15 protein-coding genes are annotated in these 16,733 nt (G+C 57.7%); 7 read left to right on the top strand and 8 right to left on the bottom strand.

Annotated elements, in window-relative coordinates; genetic code table 11:
• Positions 1-75 precede the first annotated feature (75 nt).
• Positions 76-606 carry an isochorismatase family protein gene (locus ACRDD5_RS15475; protein ID WP_438677237.1) on the bottom strand — a complete coding sequence of 177 codons (531 nt, stop codon included), beginning with the start codon at positions 604-606 and terminating at the stop codon, positions 76-78.
• A gap of 136 nt (positions 607-742) precedes the next feature.
• Between ACRDD5_RS15475 and ACRDD5_RS15470 the strand changes: the two genes are divergently transcribed.
• Both ACRDD5_RS15470 and ACRDD5_RS15465 read left to right on the top strand, forming a co-directional pair.
• A complete protein-coding gene (locus tag ACRDD5_RS15470; protein WP_438677238.1) occupies positions 743-2,074 on the top strand; it encodes a glycoside hydrolase family 10 protein in 1,332 nt (443 codons plus the stop codon).
• Positions 2,075-2,182: 108 nt separating this feature from the next.
• Positions 2,183-2,467 carry a VF530 family DNA-binding protein gene (locus tag ACRDD5_RS15465; RefSeq protein WP_438677236.1) on the top strand — a complete coding sequence of 95 codons (285 nt, stop codon included), beginning with the start codon at positions 2,183-2,185 and terminating at the stop codon, positions 2,465-2,467.
• Positions 2,468-2,474: 7 nt separating this feature from the next.
• Here ACRDD5_RS15465 and glgX read toward each other — a convergent pair whose 3' ends face one another.
• The 5 genes from glgX to ACRDD5_RS15440 form a co-directional block, all read right to left on the bottom strand.
• A complete protein-coding gene (glgX, locus tag ACRDD5_RS15460) occupies positions 2,475-4,550 on the bottom strand; it encodes a glycogen debranching protein GlgX (RefSeq protein ID WP_438677235.1) in 2,076 nt (691 codons plus the stop codon).
• Positions 4,551-4,589: 39 nt separating this feature from the next.
• The gene (gene treY, locus ACRDD5_RS15455; protein ID WP_438677234.1) at positions 4,590-7,079 is read right to left on the bottom strand and encodes a malto-oligosyltrehalose synthase; all 2,490 of its coding nucleotides are present in this window, start codon (positions 7,077-7,079) and stop codon (positions 4,590-4,592) included.
• Positions 7,079-8,851: a malto-oligosyltrehalose trehalohydrolase gene (gene treZ, locus ACRDD5_RS15450; protein WP_438677233.1), complete on the bottom strand. Its 1,773-nt coding sequence runs from the start codon at positions 8,849-8,851 to the stop codon at positions 7,079-7,081. Before treZ ends, treY begins: the two co-directional genes overlap by 1 nt.
• A 274-nt stretch (positions 8,852-9,125) precedes the next feature.
• Positions 9,126-10,676: a methyl-accepting chemotaxis protein gene (locus tag ACRDD5_RS15445; protein ID WP_271281081.1), complete on the bottom strand. Its 1,551-nt coding sequence runs from the start codon at positions 10,674-10,676 to the stop codon at positions 9,126-9,128.
• Between the two features lie 186 nt (positions 10,677-10,862).
• Positions 10,863-12,095, bottom strand: a complete 1,233-nt coding sequence (locus ACRDD5_RS15440) for a diguanylate phosphodiesterase (RefSeq protein WP_438677232.1) — start codon at positions 12,093-12,095, stop codon at positions 10,863-10,865.
• Positions 12,096-12,253: 158 nt separating this feature from the next.
• On the opposite strand from ACRDD5_RS15440, the gene ACRDD5_RS15435 reads away from it, so the two are divergent.
• On the top strand, positions 12,254-13,219 hold the full coding sequence (locus ACRDD5_RS15435; protein ID WP_438677231.1) for a mannuronate-specific alginate lyase: 966 nt from the start codon (positions 12,254-12,256) through the stop codon (positions 13,217-13,219).
• Here ACRDD5_RS15435 and ACRDD5_RS15430 read toward each other — a convergent pair.
• The gene (locus tag ACRDD5_RS15430; protein ID WP_438677230.1) at positions 13,216-13,965 is read right to left on the bottom strand and encodes an SDR family oxidoreductase; all 750 of its coding nucleotides are present in this window, start codon (positions 13,963-13,965) and stop codon (positions 13,216-13,218) included. The genes ACRDD5_RS15435 and ACRDD5_RS15430 overlap by 4 nt on opposite strands.
• A gap of 126 nt (positions 13,966-14,091) precedes the next feature.
• Here ACRDD5_RS15430 and ACRDD5_RS15425 point away from each other — a divergent pair, with 126 nt between their 5' ends.
• Positions 14,092-14,997: a LysR family transcriptional regulator gene (locus ACRDD5_RS15425; RefSeq protein ID WP_438677229.1), complete on the top strand. Its 906-nt coding sequence runs from the start codon at positions 14,092-14,094 to the stop codon at positions 14,995-14,997.
• Positions 14,998-15,023: 26 nt separating this feature from the next.
• On the opposite strand, the gene ACRDD5_RS15420 is transcribed toward ACRDD5_RS15425, so the two are convergent.
• Positions 15,024-15,452 (bottom strand): OsmC family protein, encoded by a 429-nt coding sequence (locus ACRDD5_RS15420; RefSeq protein ID WP_438677228.1) that lies wholly within the window; start codon positions 15,450-15,452, stop codon positions 15,024-15,026.
• Positions 15,453-15,584: 132 nt separating this feature from the next.
• On the opposite strand from ACRDD5_RS15420, the gene ACRDD5_RS15415 reads away from it, so the two are divergent.
• From ACRDD5_RS15415 to sra, 3 genes are all read left to right on the top strand, one after another.
• On the top strand, positions 15,585-16,106 hold the full coding sequence (locus tag ACRDD5_RS15415) for a VOC family protein (protein ID WP_438677227.1): 522 nt from the start codon (positions 15,585-15,587) through the stop codon (positions 16,104-16,106).
• A 142-nt stretch (positions 16,107-16,248) separates the two neighbouring features.
• Positions 16,249-16,464 carry a biofilm-dependent modulation protein gene (bdm, locus tag ACRDD5_RS15410; protein ID WP_271281071.1) on the top strand — a complete coding sequence of 72 codons (216 nt, stop codon included), beginning with the start codon at positions 16,249-16,251 and terminating at the stop codon, positions 16,462-16,464.
• A gap of 80 nt (positions 16,465-16,544) precedes the next feature.
• On the top strand, positions 16,545-16,682 hold the full coding sequence (sra, locus tag ACRDD5_RS15405; RefSeq protein WP_271281070.1) for a stationary-phase-induced ribosome-associated protein: 138 nt from the start codon (positions 16,545-16,547) through the stop codon (positions 16,680-16,682).
• Positions 16,683-16,733: the final 51 nt, after the last annotated feature.

The raw sequence follows: 16,733 nt of genomic DNA, 5'->3' as shown, positions 1-16,733 counted from the left end.
CTGGCTATTGGGGCTACGCTTGAGCAGATCCTGAAACAGTAATGCAGTAGCACCTGATCTGTTCAGGATCAGGTGCTAACAATCGTCAGCGAAAACCATCCTCGCAAAGCCAGCCTCGAGCAGTTTCATCGTGACGTCATGAATGTTTTTTTCTTCTCGCTGGGCGTCCGGTAAATCAAAGCTTAACACTGCATCCTTAACCACCGTCATTTTCAGCCCCAGATCTGACCCATGTCTGACGGTAGAATTCACGCAGAAACCGGCAACGGCACCCATCACCACCACCTCTGAGATCCCCTTCTCATCCAGATACTGCTTAAGATCGGTAGAGGCAAACGCCGATGAGGTCCGCTTAATGAATACGTGTTCGTCGGGGGTAGGTGAAAAATCACTGAGGACCGGATAGAAAGGCGAATCCTGGTGCAGCACGCTGCCCTCGTCGGGCGTCTGGTGGACAACGTGGGCCACCAGCGCCTGCTCCTGACGGAACTGGCTTAATACGGCGGTCATATTGCTGATGGCGTCAGAAGGATAAAAATGAACGCCTTTATTGATCCGGTCTTCCACAAACTTCTGCATATCGATAATCAGTAATGCTCTGGACATCTGCTTTCCCCGTTCAGTCATGTGCGATGGACTCCCTTTACTCGTCGTAACCTTAGCACGCTCTCTGTGATTGACTTACCCCCGAATAATAAGAGAATAAGCGTTCCCGGCGACTACCCATAAACTGGAGCCTATCATCGCCCGTTCACGCCGTTTTCAGCCTGTAGCACAACACCTCAAACGCTCGAGCATACTTGTCGCCTGGGCGTTTTTACTGGCCAGCTGCAGCTCTACGCCCCCAAAATCGCTGGTGACGCCTCTGCCGCCGGTCGCTAAACAGCCGCTGGTGCAAAAGCCGCAGCACAATGAACCGGTGCGCGGCGTCTGGCTGGCGACCGTGTCGCGTCTCGACTGGCCGCCGGTCTCGTCGGTGAATGGTGACAGCCCCGCGTCGCGTATCCAGCAGCAGCAAAAAGCCCTGACCGATAAGCTGGATAACCTGAAAAGCCTCGGAATCAATACCGTGTTTTTCCAGGTCAAACCTGACGGCACCGCCCTGTGGCCCTCACGAATACTGCCCTGGTCGGATATGCTGACCGGCAAAATTGGTCAGGATCCGGGTTACGATCCGCTGCAGTTTATGCTCGATGAAGCGCACAAGCGCGGGATGAAGGTTCACGCGTGGTTTAACCCTTACCGCGTCTCGACCAATACCCGCCCTGGCACAGTGGCGGAGCTGAACCGTACCCTGTCGCTCAACCCTGCCAGCGTGTTCGTTCTGCACCGCGACTGGATCCGCACTGCCGGCGATCGCTATGTGCTCGACCCGGGTATTCCCGAGGCGCGGGACTGGATTGCCAGTATCGTGGCGGAAGTGGTGTCGCGTTATCCGGTGGACGGCGTGCAGTTTGATGACTATTTCTATGCCGAATCCGCAGGCTCTGCGCTTAATGACAACGCCACCTGGCGGCAGTACGGTCAGGGTTTTGCCTCGAAGGCTGACTGGCGGCGCAATAACACCCAGCAGCTGATTGCCCAGGTGTCGCGGACCATTAAGCAGATCAACCCGAACGTGGAGTTTGGCGTGAGCCCGGCAGGCGTCTGGCGTAACCGTTCGCATGATCCAGCCGGATCCGATACCCGTGGCGCGGCGGCTTATGATGAGTCCTTCGCCGATACCCGGCGCTGGGTGCAGCAAGGGTTGCTGGACTATATCGCCCCGCAGCTGTACTGGCCGTTTGCCCGCGATGCCGCGCGTTACAATGTGCTGGCAAAATGGTGGGCCGAGGTGGTCAAGCCGACCCAAACGCGGCTCTATATTGGCGTGGCGCTGTACAAGGTGGGAGAACCGTCCAGCAAAGAACCGGACTGGACGGTGAAAGGCGGCGTGCCGGAATTGAAAAAGCAGCTGGATTTGAACGAGTCAGAACCGCAGATCGACGGCACGATCCTGTTCCGGGAAGATAACCTTAATCAGCCCCAGACACAGGAAGCAGTGCGCTATCTGCGAAGCCGCTGGGGGTCGTAAATTCCGCATTCAGGCGCCTGTATTCAGCGATGCAGGCGCTTGCTGCCCCCCAGGATTTCTTGTAACCTTCCCCGCTTTCTCCCCTTGCCAGATAACAATCGGATGCCTATGACGACTCAACCTTCGAAAGATCCTCTCCACGGCGTTACCCTCGAGATGCAGGTCACGGCCCTGGTGGCGCGCTACGGTTGGGCCGGGCTGGGTAAGATCATTAAAATCAACTGCTTTAACAGCGACCCGAGCGTGAAATCCAGCCTCAAGTTCCTGCGCCGCACGCCGTGGGCCCGCGCCGAGGTTGAAGCCCTGTATCTGGACTCCCTCGACGACCCGGCTCCGGCGGCAGATGACGAAGACGCCACCAGCCCGTGGGCCAGAGCACGGGCCGACAAGTAACCTGAGGTTAAGGCCGCCTGAACAGCGCGATACTGCGGCCCGCTAAGTCAAACACCGCCTCCTGCGGGACCTTGTGGGGGTGATCATCATCCACAGCGGTGCTCAGCGCCAGCGTCCATCCTCCCTCGCCGTGCTGCGGCAGACTAAAGGGTACCGGACTGTTGGCGGGGTTGATCAGCAACAGTACGTCGTGCCAGAGTCCTTCCTGGATTTTCAGGTCCGGGCGACTGATATACAGTCCCAGCGTCGCCCCCGCCTCCCAGTCTTCCGGCTGCTGCGCTCCTCCTCCGGCATTAAACCAGTGGATCTCCATCCCGTCTCGCCAGCTCTCGCGGCGCAGTAACGGCTGGGTGGTGCGCAGATGAATCAGCTGACGGGTAAATTTGCGCAGCGCGTCGGCGCTCTCGGGCAGATTTTCCCAGTGAACCCAGCTGATCTCGCTATCCTGACAGTAGACATTATTGTTCCCCTGCTGGCTGCGACCAAACTCATCGCCCGCCAGCAGCATCGGCGTACCGTGGGAAAAGAACAGCGTGGTGAGCAGATTGCGCTTCTGCTGCTCTCTTATCGCGTTAATCTGCTCGTCGTCTGTCGGGCCTTCCACGCCGTAATTCGATGACCGGTTATCGTTGTGCCCGTCGGTGTTATTGTCGAGATTAGCGTCGTTATGCTTCTCGTTAAACGAAACCAGGTCGTTGAGGGTAAAACCGTCGTGGGCGGTAATAAAGTTGATACTGGACCAGGGCCGTCGACCACGCAGGTCGTACAGATCGCCGGAACCCAGCAGCCGGGCGGCAAAGTCAGATGAGACGTTATCGCCCCGCCAGTATTCACGCACGGTATCACGATACTTGTCGTTCCACTCGCCCCACCCCGGCGGGAAGCCGCCCACCTGATAGCCTCCGGGGCCGATATCCCACGGCTCGCCAATCAGTTTCAGTTTGGAGAGCACCGGATCCTGCATCATAGCGTCAAAGAAGCCGCTACGCTGAGTGAACCCTTCCGGCTCCCGTCCCAGAATGGTCCCCAGGTCAAAACGGAAGCCATCAATGTGCATTGATTGCGCCCAGTAGCGCAGCGAATCCATCACCATCTGCAGCACCCGGGGATGGGAGGTATTTACCGTATTACCGGTTCCGGTATCGTTCACATAATAACGGTGCTGATCGACGATGGTGCGGTAATAGGAAAAGTTATCGATCCCTTTGAACGACAGGGTCGGTCCCAGCTCGTTGCCCTCGGCGGTGTGGTTATAGACCACGTCGAGGATCACTTCGATACCGGCATCGTGAAAGGCCCGCACCATCTCCCGAAAACCCTGAATCCCCTGCGGTCCGCAGTAGCGCGAGGCCAGCGAAAAGAAGCTGAGCGTGTTGTAACCCCAGTAATTTTTCAGCCCCTTATCCAGCAGATGCTGATCGTCAGGGAAGGCATGCACCGGGAGTAGCTCCACCGAGGTAATGCCGAGGCTTTTGATGTAATCCACCGCCGCTTTATGTCCCAACCCTTCATAGGTGCCACGAAGTTCTGCAGGAATGGCCGGGTTAAGCTGGGTAAAACCCTTCACGTGAGTTTCATACAGGATGGTACTGGACCACGGCACTGCGGGGCGATGCGGGTCCTGCCCGTCGAACACGGTGGGATCAATCACCCGACACTTAGGTGTGAACGGCGCACTGTCGCGGGTATCAAAGCTGAGGTCTTTGTCTTCATGCCCCAACTGCCAGGCAAAATGGGCATCGTTCCAGCGCAGATCGCCCACCAGATCCCGGGCATAGGGGTCAATCAACAGCTTGTGATGATTAAAGCGATGACCATTTTCAGGATCGTAAGGCCCGTAGACCCGATAGCCATACAGAGCGCCGGGTTTCAGATCCGGGACATAGCCGTGCCAGACCTCGTGGGTATATTCCGGCAGCTCCAGACGAGCAATCTCGGTTTTGCCGCTTGGATCGTACAGACATAACTCCACGCGCTCGGCGTGAGCCGAAAACAGCGCAAAGTTAACCCCTTTACCGTCGTAGTTAGCCCCGAGCTGATGGCTGTAGCCTGCCCGGATCTCATAGCGTTTATCATTTGCCATAGTCTCTCCCTCGAACGCAAAAAAGTGGTCTTGCCAAAATCAGTCACAGGCAAGTAAAACCCGCCAGCAGTCCCGCGTCGTCGCGAGTTGCAGGCTTTCATTTAATAACAGGATCTCACCGCTGAAGCAGTCCCGGTAGCGACGGTTCGCCAGGCCCGCAGGCAGGATCACGTCGGTTTGTGCCCACAGGGCCGCCCCGCTGACCGGGAACGCGTCGTGGGCCGCATCAAAGGCCAGACGTGGCGCCACTACGATCAACGCATCACCGTCATCAATCCGGGCATAGGCGATAGCTTTATCCGCCTGCTCGCCGGTGGTGATCAGCGCCGTATAGCTCCCCAGGCGGAACAGCGCTGGTTTCTGCTGACGCAGCTGCAGCAGAGTGGCAATCACCGACTGCTTGAGTTGCCCGTCCAGCCAGCTGGCAATACCTGCGGGTTTCACGCTAAGCTGCTGCGCGAGTCGGGCGTAATCCGGTTCCCGGCGGTTATCCGGGTCAACCAGGCTAAAGTTGAGCCCCTCACTGCCCTGATAAATATCCGGCACGCCGGGGGCGGTGAGTTTGATCACCGTCTGACTCAGGCTGTTGACCAGCCCGCTGAGAATAAATGGCCGCAGTGCGGTGCAAAAATCCTGTAAGAACAGCTGATTATCGGGCGACAGCAGATGGGCGGCGTAGGCCAGGACCACCGTTTCATAGGCTTCGTTGCTGTCGACCCAGTCGGTGCGCACCTTGGCTTCGCGCAGGGCTTTCTCGACAAATTCCAGGAACCGTTCCTCAAGGGCTTTCAGCCCCACCGGATCCTGCGGGTCGAGGTGCGGTGGCCAGACACCCGCCAGGGCCTGATACAGCATCCAGGTATCGGCCGCACGCGGTGCGGTTCCGTCATTCAGAAAGCGGACGTGGGTCTGGTTCATCTGCTGCCAGCGGGCCACGCACTCGGCCCAGATTTGCGGGGCTTCGGTCAGGGTGTACAGCCGGGCGCGGGCGTCTTCCCCGCGTTTGGTATCGTGGGTCGAGGTGCCGGAGAGCGCATCCGGCTGACGGTCGCGGCGGGTCGCCATCTCGCTATGGAAACGGGTCAGGGAAAAGCCGCGCGGCACCGGCTCGGCACCCACTTCGTTCAGGGCCAGGCCCATGTGCTGACGGAAAAAGAGCGTATCTTCGACCGACTTGGCCATCAGCGGCCCGGTCAGTTGCTGGAAGCGGGTACGGAACGCCGTTGCGTTGTCGGTATCAACCACCTCACCCGTCAGGATACGGGTCAGCAGCGCCAGCGCTGCCGGGTCCGCGCTGACCTTCGCCACCACGCTGTGCAGCAGCTGCCGATCGGCCTCCGACAGCCCCTGCGCCGTGCCGTAGGTGCGATACACCGGGAAGGCCACCAGCAGCTCCCGCAGCGCCAGCCGCAGCACGTCTTCTTCGATTTCGCCCTGTCCAACCGTCAATGCCAGCTGCAGCAGGGTATTAAATTCCCCTTCAAAGTTACGCTCCACCATCAGCAGCCGGGCCGCGCGCAGCTCGGCGCGCATATCCACCGGTTGGCCCATCACCTCATCATAGGCCTGACGCAGGGCGCCGATGCGCTCGTCATCCACCAGCACTTCAGAGAGCGAGGCAATAAACTCATACCCGGTGGTGCCGGATATCGGCCAGTCGGTCGGGAGATGCTCCCCTTTACCGAGGATCTTCTCTACCGTGATGTAACAATCCTTTCCCGCCTGCTGGCGCAGACGCTGCAGATAGCCGCGCGGGTCGGCCAGACCGTCCACATGATCGATGCGCAGGCCGTCCACCGCCCCCGAGCGCACCAGGGCGAGAATCAGCGCATGGCTGTCGTCAAACACCGCCTCGTCCTCGACGCGTACGCCGACAAGACCCGTTATCTCAAAGAAGCGCCGCCAGGAGAGATCGCGCGGGGCATCGCGCCAGCTGGTCAGGCGATACGGCTGCTGGTCATGCAGTTGTGCAAGGGCCGCCGGGTCGCACAGCCCCAGCACGTCATCCTCTCGTCCTACCCAGCTGTCGGGGGTTAACGGGTAATAATTGTCGAAATACGCCAGCGCGGGTTTGCCGGTATTGGGATCGCGCTGCACGCTAAGTTCGCCCTTCTCCAGCGCCACCTCTACGTCATCGCCGAGAAACGGTAAGGTCAGCCGCCGCGACCAGTCGATATCAAAATGGCGGGCAAAGCGGCTGTTCTCGCCGTGCTCAATCACATCCCGCCACCAGGCGTTCTCCAGCGAAGTGGACATATGGTTCGGCACAATATCGAGGATCAACCCCAGTCCGGCGCTTTTAAGGGCGCTGACCATCCGCTCAAACCCGGCCCGTCCACCAATGGCCGGGTCGATCTCGTTCACGTCGGTCACGTCATAGCCGTGTGTAGAGCCGCTGGCGGCGGTAAAAATGGGTGAGGCATACAGGTGGCTTATCCCGAGCTGCTGCAGATAAGGCACCAGACTGGCGGCACGATCGAACGTCATACCATTACGAAACTGAATACGCCATGTTGCGGTAGGGATCATCAGGGGGTCTCTCCCTGTGCAAATCGCACAATAAGGGTGTCAGGAAGCAGTTCAGTGCGGGCCTCAGGCCAGGCAAACAGGGTTTCCCCCGCAAGAAAGGGCAAGGTTTCGCGCCGATCGCTGGTATTCAGCGCCAGGGACAGCGTGCCCTGTGGGAAAGTCCAGCTCACTACCACGCAGCCGGGCGCCGTTTTCAGCACCTTGCCGGTGCCGCCACGCGCGGTTGCCAGCAGCGGGACAATCGCCTGCTGACGCAGACGAAGCAGTTGCTGAGTGAAGTGCAGCCAGTGCTGACCGGCGGGTTGGTTGAGTTTGTCCCAGTCGAGCTTCGAGCGCTGGAAGGTTTCAGGTGCGTTGGGATCGGGCACCGTTTCGTCATGATCGGCAAACTCACGGGCTCGTCCTTCACGCACCGCGCGCGCCAGATCTCCTTGGAAATCGGTAAAAAAGAGGAACGGCTGGGTTTCACCATACTCTTCGCCCATAAACAGCAGCGGAATATGCGGCGACAGCAGCAGCGCGGCCAACAGCACCTGGGTGCGCGCCTCTCCAACGAGGCTAATCAGCCGGTCACCCTGGGCGCGGTTGCCCACCTGATCGTGATTCTGGATAAAATCGACAAATGCCACCGGGGGCTGATCGCGACTGTCGACTCCGCGACGTTCGCACGTCTGCGGGGAACGCTCGCCCTGGTAGGCAAATCCTTCTGTCAGCGCCCTCGCCACCCATTTCTCGGGGTGCTCAGCAAAATCCTGATGCCAGGCGTGGGTCTCGCCGGTGACCATGACATGCACGGCGTTATGCAGATCGTCGTTCCATTCGGCGGTGAACAGCGGCGCGGAGCCATCCTCCTCGCGTGGATGCAGAAACACCACGTTACGACTGTCTTCGGTGGTGAGATGCACCGGTCTGTCGGTGATTTCACGGCGGATACGCTCGGCGATTTCAATCAGCACGTGGGTGTCGGCACTGTCTTTGACCTGGTCGATGGCATCAAAACGCAGACCGTCGAGGTGATACTCTGTGAGCCAGAACAGCGGCGCATCGGTAATGTACTCCCGCACCGGATCGAGATCGTAAGCGATGCCGTTGCCCCACGGGGTCATCCGCTCCGGATGGAAGAAGTCCGGGGCCAGCCGTGGGAGATAGTTACCCTCCGGCCCAAAATGATTGAGCACAATATCGAGAACCACCGACAGCCCCAGTCCGTGGGCCGTATCGACAAAGGCTTTCAGCTCATCCGGCGTGCCGTAAGCACTGTGCGGGGCATACAGCAGCACGCCGTCATAGCCCCAGCCGCGCTTACCGCCTGCCTGCGAGACGGGCATCAGCTCAATAACGGTGATCCCGAGCTCAGCCAGATACCGCAGCTTATCCGTGGCGGCACGAAAGGTGCCTTCCGGGGTAAAGGTGCCGATATGCAGTTCGTAAATCACGCTCTCTTCCCAGGCGCGCCCCTGCCAGCCGGTATGCTGCCAGGCGTATCCCTTCGGGTCGGTCACGAGTGAAGGCCCGTTCACATCCCCCTGCTGAGCGCGGGATGCCGGGTCAGGCACCGCTGTGCCGTCAGAGAGGATAAAGCGATAAGGTGAACCGGGGGCCACGTTCGCGACGGTCAGCGCAAACCCACCGCTGTCGGTCGGGTTCATGGGCGACGCATCCCCCTTTAATTGCAGCGAAACCTGCTGCTGCCCGCTTGCCCACAGGCGAAAGCACGTTTCGCCGCTGTCTGAGTATTCACATCCCCAATACTTCATCGTTTTTGCCGTCATTCCATCACCTCGTCTTACCCGTACTGCCTCGGGTTGCTTAACGTATAGCGCTACGCTGAGGGAAAAAGAGAAAGTGCGTCGGCGGTAAACCGCGCGCGAATAACAAGCATAGACCAGGATAGTCAACGTGATGTGACAGCGTCACAGAGGGGGGAGTTACCGCGAAGTCGTTTACTCTGGCAAGAATTCGGTAAAGTGGACGGAACCGCCACCTGAGCAGCAGGTTCCCCCTCACCCTAAACCTCAAGAGAGAGGGAACTGTCCGTGTAAATCGTTACGCCGGTTCCGGCAATCTGAAGCTGGAGATACTTTGCGTCAAATGCCTCGCCTGTTCTTCCAGCGAGGCGGCTGCGGCCGCAGACTCCTGCACCAGCGCGGCGTTTTGTTGGGTCACGCCGTCCATCTCCGTTACCGCCTGCCCAACCTGACCAATCCCGCGGCTCTGCTCTTCCGACGCCACGGCGATCTGCTCCATCAACGCATTCACTTTATTCACCGAGGTGATGATCGCATTGATCACCTCGCCAGAGCGATTGACCAGTTGTGAACCGTTTTTCACGCTCGAGACCGACTGGGCAATCAGGTTTTCAATATCCTTCGCCGCGACGGCGCTTTTCTGCGCCAAGGTCCGCACTTCGGTGGCGACCACCGCAAAACCCCGCCCCTGATTACCGGCACGCGCGGCCTCAACGGCGGCGTTCAGCGCCAGAATATTGGTCTGGAAGGCGATGCTGTTAATCACGCTGGTGATGTCTTCAATACGCTGGGAGTTAGCCGCAATGGTGTTCATGGTATCAATCACTTCGCGGGTCACCGACTCGCCGGTGCGCGCGTTGTTCACCGCATCCTGCACCAGTTTCCCGGCCTGATGCACGTTCTCGGTGTTATTGGCGACGGTAGCGCTCAGCTGTTCCATACTGGCGGCGGTTTCCGTCAGGGCAGACGCCTGCTGTTCAGTACGCGAGGCCAGGTCGATATTGCCGGAGGCAATCTCCTGCGAAGCGTGATTCACGGTACGGCAGGCTTCACGCACCTGAGAGATGGTCTCCAGCAGGGCCAGACGCATCTGCTCCATCGACCCCATCAGCTGGTCAATTTCATTGCGGGAACCGTCTTTCAGCGGCACCGTTTCGGTCAGCTTACCGGCAGCAATCTGGCTGCAGTGTTCGCGTGCGAGTTGAATCGGCGTAAAGACAAAGCGCGTCATCAGCCAATTGACCGCAACGATCACCACCACAAACAGCGCCGCAAAGGCGGCAATGATTGCCAGGCCCGAGGTAAAGTGGTCGCGGGCATCTTCATTCAGGCTTTTGGCATATTTCTGATGAATGGAAAGCACCTGGTCGAGCACGATTTCGTACTGACGGTCGAGGCGGGAGATCTGTGGGATAAGCGCATCGAATTTCGCGGCGTCGTGGGCCGCTGCCGCGTCAATCAGCGGTACCAGCCCCTGGTCGCGGTAATTCAGCCAGGCGTCACCATAGTTTTTGACCAGCGGTGCTTCGTCCGCCAGGCGCGGCGCGGCGTTAAAGGCCGCAAACGCATCATCCGCTTTGGACAGCGCCAGCTTAACGTCTGCCAGCTTCTGCGTGAGGTCGGCCGTCTCGCCGCCTTCCGCCTGCTTCATATATTCCATTACCCGCACGCGCAGGGTCCGGCTGTGGTTAATAGGGTCGATGATTGACAGCACAACCTGGATCTCTTTATTCACATTATCCAGGGATTCATTGCTCTTAATCACCAGCCAGACGTTGGTCGCAGCACTGGCAACAAAGAAAAATAACAACGCAAACAGGACGGCAAGGGACGACTTTTTTAACGACATAATTACCTCAGAATCAAAACGGTCTGAGGCATTATCGGCAGGGGTAGCACATTGTTGAATGAAAGTTATTTGTCGATTAGCAGGCCAATTAAATGATTACACTCCAGTAATATCCGTTAATTAGGTGATAAATGCTGCTTTGTGCATCAATCACCTAACAGCGGCGCTAATCTGTTTGCCACAGATTTAGAACGCGAGATGCCCACTGGCGGCTGGCTGTGGCCAGTGAATATCCCCCACGCCGTTTAACTGCGGGCGGGAGAACAAAAATCCCTGAAAGCGTTTGATGCCTGCGGACTCCAGCCAGCACCACTCTTCAATGCGTTCGATGCCTTCTGCCACCAGCGCAATCTCCAGATCGGTACAGCAGCTGATGATCGACTTCACAATGGCCTGCTTCGGCCCGCTGAGGTGGATATCGCTGATGATTTCGCGGTCGATTTTAAGCTTGTCCGGCTGAAAGCGTGTCAGCAGCGACAGTCCGGCATAGCCCGAGCCAAAATCGTCAATCGCAAGGCCAATGCCCGCCGCGCGCAGCTGCTTGATGGCGCTGTTAAACTGGTTAAAGCCGGAGATCATTTCGTTTTCGGTGACTTCAATGACCACCTGCTCGGGCAGCAATCCGTGGGCAAGGATATTATCCATCAGAAAATCAACCGCGTCGGGCACGTTGACCAGCGACATGGGCAGCAGGTTGATGGCAATTTTATGATCGCCAATGCCTATTTTCTCTGCCAGCGCAAAGGCGTAGGCCTTAGTCTGCAGATCCACTTCGTACACTTTATCCTGATCGATGGCGTTAAAAAAATGCTCCGGGCTGCCCCCGTCATTGCCACGGATCAGCGCCTCCAGAGAGGAGATTTTACCTTCCGAAGGCTCAACAATGGGCTGGAGCGCAAACTGACAGGGCTGATTGTCGATAAGTTCGGGGATGGCTTTGCCAAAAGGGGCATGCTCCGGGGCGAGAATCCAGCTGCCCGGGTGCAGCGTTGCGCGGGCCACTGGTTGCTTCTGTCGGGTGATAAATGAGCGAATAAACTTGAACACTTTGTCTTCTGCCGTCAGATAACGCTCCAGCTTGCTGTAACGCAGCACGGTAGACAGCACCGAATCCGGCGTGTCGATGCAAAGATCGAACAGCAGCATTCCGACATTTTCGAAGCGTCTGCGCGGACCGTAGTCGCGCATCAGTTCCACAACATTGATATGGCGTTGGTCTGTCCGGATGGTGGCGAACAGTTTATTGATATCCTCTTCCGCCCCTTCGAGGATCTGCAGAAAATCGACGCCGTTAAACAGCAAAATGCCGGTAATGTTGCGCCCGGCATTGCGAATCTTTGCGGATTCAACAAGTGATGTCAGGGAAAAAGATTCACAGGATGAATTTAACTGGCTTTTATAGATGAGCGTAGTGAGCACAGCAATTGTTCCCGAACCAATATGTAAACTTATAACTGATTGTTTAGCATAAAAGACAATTGCAGACTAATAGTATTAAGGCGAGAAAATGTTAAAACTGCGTTTTAGCTCATAATAATCGAGGTGAATGTATCACATCCACTACCCCCTTCAGGATCGTGCTTCTGCTGTGCCTCCCGGTTTATGCCCAGGCAGCCCCGCTGGTGCCACCGTCCGGTTTTAGCCAGCCGGTGCCGCAGACGGCGTCGGGAGGTTGCGTTACCCTGCCCGCGCCTTATACCGACCCGCTGACGTTACGCAGTAAATATGAGGGTTCGGACAGCGCACGTGCCACCCTGAACCCCGATGCGGAGAAGGCCTTTCGCTCGGCGACAAAACCGATTGTCGGCTTTGAGCGCGGCATCGCAGAGATGACCTGGCGCTATAAGCAGAGCGGTGACCCGCACACCTTAAACTGTCTGTTGGCCGGATACGCCGCCTGGGCCAACGCCGGGGCGTTGCTCTCTTTGGAAACCAGCCACACCGGGCGCGCGATGCGCAAGTGGGCGCTGGCTACCCTTGCCAGCAGCTGGCTGGAGCTGAAGTTTATGCCCGACTCGCCGCTGCACGGACAGCAGGCGACCGAGCGCTGGCTGGGCCAGCTGGCAGATCGGGTGGTTCTGGAGTGGGACGGCCTGCCGCTCAAAAGTACCAATAACCACAGCTACTGGGCGGCATGGGCGGTGATGGCCACCGCCGTGGCGCTTGACCGGCGGGATCTGTTTGCGTGGTCGTTAAAAGAGTACCGTATTGCTGCCGGGCAGATCGCCGCCGACGGCACGCTGGCAAACGAGCAAAAACGCGGTGAGCGGGCGCGGGCCTATCACAACTATGCCCTGCAACCGCTGGTGATGATCGCCAGCTTTGCCGGGGCGAATCAGGTAGACGTGATGGCGGAAAATAACGGCGCGCTGGCGCGCCTGGCGGAGTATGTTTTGCGCGAAGACGACACCCATCTGGCGTGGCTGGAACCCTGGTGCGCGATGAGCCGGTGCAGTGCAGTGACACTGTCACGCCTGAATACTCATCGTCCGCTGGAGGATCGCCGCCTCGGCGGCAATCTCACGCTGCTCTATCAACGCTAAATCTGCGCCATCCCGCCATCCACAAACAGCTCGGCGGCGTTGATAAAGCTGGCAGCATCGGAGGCGAGGAACGCCACGACTTTACCCACCTCTTCTGGCTCACCAATGCGCCCCAGCGGGACCTGCGCGGCTAACGCATCGAACAACCCCTGACGCTGCCCCTCCGGCACCAGATCCCCAAGCCCCGGTGTTTTGATCGGACCCGGACTGACCACGTTCACCCGGATACCGCGCCCCTGCAGATCCAGCGCCCACGAGCGGGCAAAGTTTCTGACGGCGGCTTTACTGGCGCTGTACACGCTGAAGTTGGCGGTACCTTTAACCGAGACCGTGGAGCCGGTGAGGATCACCGACGACCCGGCGGTCAGCAGCGGCAGCGCCTTCTGCACGGTAAACACCACGCCGCGAACGTTAGTGGCAAAAATACGGTCAAAATGTTCCTCGCTGATCGCCCCCAGGGGCTGCATATCGCCGCCACCCGCGTTGGCGAACAGCACGTCCAGTCGCCCGGACTGTTCGGTGATCTGGGCGTACACCGTATCGAGATCGGTAAGCTGTGAAGCATCGGCGCGAATGCCAATCACCCGCCCGCCCAGACTCGCCACGGCGTTATCCAGCTCCACCTGACGGCGACCGGTGATGTACACCTTCGCACCCTGGGTCATCAGCTCTTTCGCCGTTGCCAGACCAATACCGCTAGTGCCGCCGGTGACCAGCGCGACTTTACCTGTTAATGCTGCGTTCATTTGCTGTTCCTTCCACGTTATGAGGGTTGAACGCACTCTATCGCTTGCTGGATTAGTGAAAAATCAGCAAAAATGGAAATCACTTTTTCCCTGCGGGAATAATCCCGCGTTGATGAGCGCCTTTCTATGGACCAACTTATGGCGATGCGCGCCTTTACCCGCGTGGTCGAAACCGGCAGTTTTACCCGGGCGGCAGACTCCCTGAACATGCCGATCGCCACACTTAGCAAGCGGGTGCTGGCGCTGGAGGCTCATCTTGGCGTGCAGCTGCTCCAGCGCACTACCCGGCGGGTAACGACAACGCCGGAAGGAGAGGACTATTACCAGAAAGCCCGCCGGGTGCTGATTGATATCGAGGATATCGACACCGCGTTCAGCGCGGCAACCCGGCATCCGCAGGGGCATTTGCGTATTGACGTGGGCGGCTCGACGGCGCGTGATGTACTGATCCCGGCGCTGCCGGACTTTATGCGACGTTATCCCGACATCCGCATCGACCTGGGCGTATCCGACCGCCCGGTGGATTTAATCAGCGGCAACGTGGACTGCGTGATCCGCGGCGGTGCGCTGGAGGACTCTTCCCTGATCGCCCGGCATATCGGCAATGCAGAGATGGTTACCTGCGCCACCCCGGCCTACCTGAAACAGCACGGTATACCCGACTATCCGGAAGCGTTACGAAACGGCCATAAGCTGGTGAGTTATCTCTCCCCGGTGAGCGGGCGCGCCGTGCCCTTTCGCTTTAACTGGGATCAGGAAACCCGCGAAATCAGCCTGCAGCACCATATCGGGGTCAACGAAAGCAACGCTCATCTGGCAGCAGCGGTGGCCGGGATGGGTATTATCCAGACGTTTCGTTATTCTGTTGGAGCATTACTTGAGGCGGGAACGCTGGTGGAAATTCTGCAAAAATGGCGACCGCCACAGTATCCGTTTTACGTGGTTTATCCGCAAAACCGGCATGTGACGCATCGCCTCAGGGTGTTTATCGCATGGCTTGCGGAGATCTTTCCGCAGGCGGTGAAGGGTTAGCCGGACGTAAGCGCCCGGCATCGGGATCAGTTCAGGGTATAGTCGAGCGTGATTTCCGCGTTCAACACCTGGGACACCGGGCATCCGGCTTTGGCTTTCTGGATCACCCCGTCAAACTGCTGCGGGTCAATCCCCGGAACCGTGACTTTGCTCTCCAGCGCCACTTTGCTGATGGCAAAGCCGCTATCGGTTTTATCCAGCGAGACCACCGCTTTGGTGTCAATGGAATCGGCGGTATAGCCCGCCTCCCCCAGCATCAGCGACAGCGCCATTGAGAAACAGGCTGCATGCGCCGCACCAATCAACTCTTCGGGATTGGTCCCTTTCTCACCTTCAAAGCGGGTATTGAAGCCATAAGGTTGCTGGTTAAGAACGCCACTTTCAGTAGAAACCGTCCCCTTACCGCGTTTGATATCGCCTGACCAGTGCGCCGAACCGTGCTTGTAAATCGTCATGCTTGCTCTCCTTTTGGCATAGAAAGGAGTAAGTATAGAAGAGCAATGTCGCTTTGCGGCAAAGAAGGAAAAATCTCATGCCTGTGCGCAAATACTCGCCTGCTATATTGATATTTCAACAAGGAGAAAAACATGCAACCACCTGTCAGAGGTATCGACCATATTGGTATAACCGTCCCGGACATTGATCAAGCCACGCTATTTTTCGAGCAGGCCTTTGATACCAGGATAATATATTGTTCCGTAGAGCCGGGGGACAATAATATTGACCCTGAGGCTCAAGCGGAGACACTAAGGCTATTCCCGGGTACAGAAATACGGGCCATTCGGATGCTGGCCCTGCCACATGGGCCGGGGATTGAGCTCTTCGAAATGCATGGCCCCCAGCAGCAAGCCCCGGCCAGGCCGAGCGACTTTGGTCTGCAGCACTTCGCTGTGTATACCGATGATATTACAGAGGCTATCTCCCGCTTCACCGCGGCGGGTGGGGAGATGTTCACCCGACCTAAGGCGCTATCCTTCCCCGCCGAACAGGGTCAAGGCAATGCCTTTTGTTACGGTAAAACGCCGTGGGGCAGCGTGATAGAGTTAATTACCTGGCCATCACCGATGCCTTATGAAAAATATACCGAGCAACGTCGTTGGAAGCCCTGATATATCCTTAACAAATGTGCGATGATGATATTTTTATTTCCAGGACGAGTCTTAAACACAGCGCCACAAAATTTTGTCATTCTGGCTACGAACTAATTTGTTGCACGCCGGAACATTAAACAGAAAACGACACGGAGGCACTATGTTTACTTATACGTCTGCACACACACCATCCGCACAGCCGGAATTGGTTAATGCGATTGCACAGGGTTTACGCGCTGAACAGGGCGCTGTCACTGAAGATGACATTTTAATGGAACTGACCAAGTGGGTGGAAACCACCGACAATGACATCCTCAGTGACATCTACCAGCAGACCATTAACTACGTGGTCAGCGGCCAGCACGCCAGTTTTTAAAAATCTGCTAAGCTGGATCTGCAACCTAAGGGGTTACATTTCGTTCACCTTATCACTATCAACAGGATTGAGGAGTTAACATGAAATCGAACCGTCAGGCACGCCATATCCTGGGACTGAACTACAAGCTGTCAAACCAACGCAAAGTGGTGATTGAAGGCGACACAGAAACACAGGTCGCGCACGCCACCGGCAGACGCCGCCACGCACAGAAGTAAGTTTCCCGCAAAAATCCCCGACACCATCGGTCACTCCGATGGTGTTTTTTT

This window comes from Silvania sp. (assembly GCF_051656365.1).
In the GTDB taxonomy this organism is placed as follows: domain Bacteria; phylum Pseudomonadota; class Gammaproteobacteria; order Enterobacterales; family Enterobacteriaceae; genus Enterobacter; species Enterobacter hatchlandensis.
Note: the sequence above shows the minus strand (reverse complement) of the source record. Positions and strands in the feature narration are given on the sequence as shown.

What these genes read in the sequence shown, in the direction of transcription:
- ACRDD5_RS15475 (WP_438677237.1), bottom strand. Translation starts at nt 606, where the DNA reads ATGTCCAGAGCATTACTGATTATCGATATGCAGAAGTTTGTGGAAGAC.
- ACRDD5_RS15465 (WP_438677236.1), top strand. Translation starts at nt 2,183, where the DNA reads ATGACGACTCAACCTTCGAAAGATCCTCTCCACGGCGTTACCCTCGAG.
- glgX (WP_438677235.1), bottom strand. Translation starts at nt 4,550, where the DNA reads ATGGCAAATGATAAACGCTATGAGATCCGGGCAGGCTACAGCCATCAG.
- treY (WP_438677234.1), bottom strand. Translation starts at nt 7,079, where the DNA reads ATGATCCCTACCGCAACATGGCGTATTCAGTTTCGTAATGGTATGACG.
- treZ (WP_438677233.1), bottom strand. Translation starts at nt 8,851, where the DNA reads ATGACGGCAAAAACGATGAAGTATTGGGGATGTGAATACTCAGACAGC.
- ACRDD5_RS15445 (WP_271281081.1), bottom strand. Translation starts at nt 10,676, where the DNA reads ATGTCGTTAAAAAAGTCGTCCCTTGCCGTCCTGTTTGCGTTGTTATTT.
- ACRDD5_RS15430 (WP_438677230.1), bottom strand. Translation starts at nt 13,965, where the DNA reads ATGAACGCAGCATTAACAGGTAAAGTCGCGCTGGTCACCGGCGGCACT.
- ACRDD5_RS15425 (WP_438677229.1), top strand. Translation starts at nt 14,092, where the DNA reads ATGGACCAACTTATGGCGATGCGCGCCTTTACCCGCGTGGTCGAAACC.
- ACRDD5_RS15420 (WP_438677228.1), bottom strand. Translation starts at nt 15,452, where the DNA reads ATGACGATTTACAAGCACGGTTCGGCGCACTGGTCAGGCGATATCAAA.
- ACRDD5_RS15415 (WP_438677227.1), top strand. Translation starts at nt 15,585, where the DNA reads ATGCAACCACCTGTCAGAGGTATCGACCATATTGGTATAACCGTCCCG.
- bdm (WP_271281071.1), top strand. Translation starts at nt 16,249, where the DNA reads ATGTTTACTTATACGTCTGCACACACACCATCCGCACAGCCGGAATTG.
- sra (WP_271281070.1), top strand. Translation starts at nt 16,545, where the DNA reads ATGAAATCGAACCGTCAGGCACGCCATATCCTGGGACTGAACTACAAG.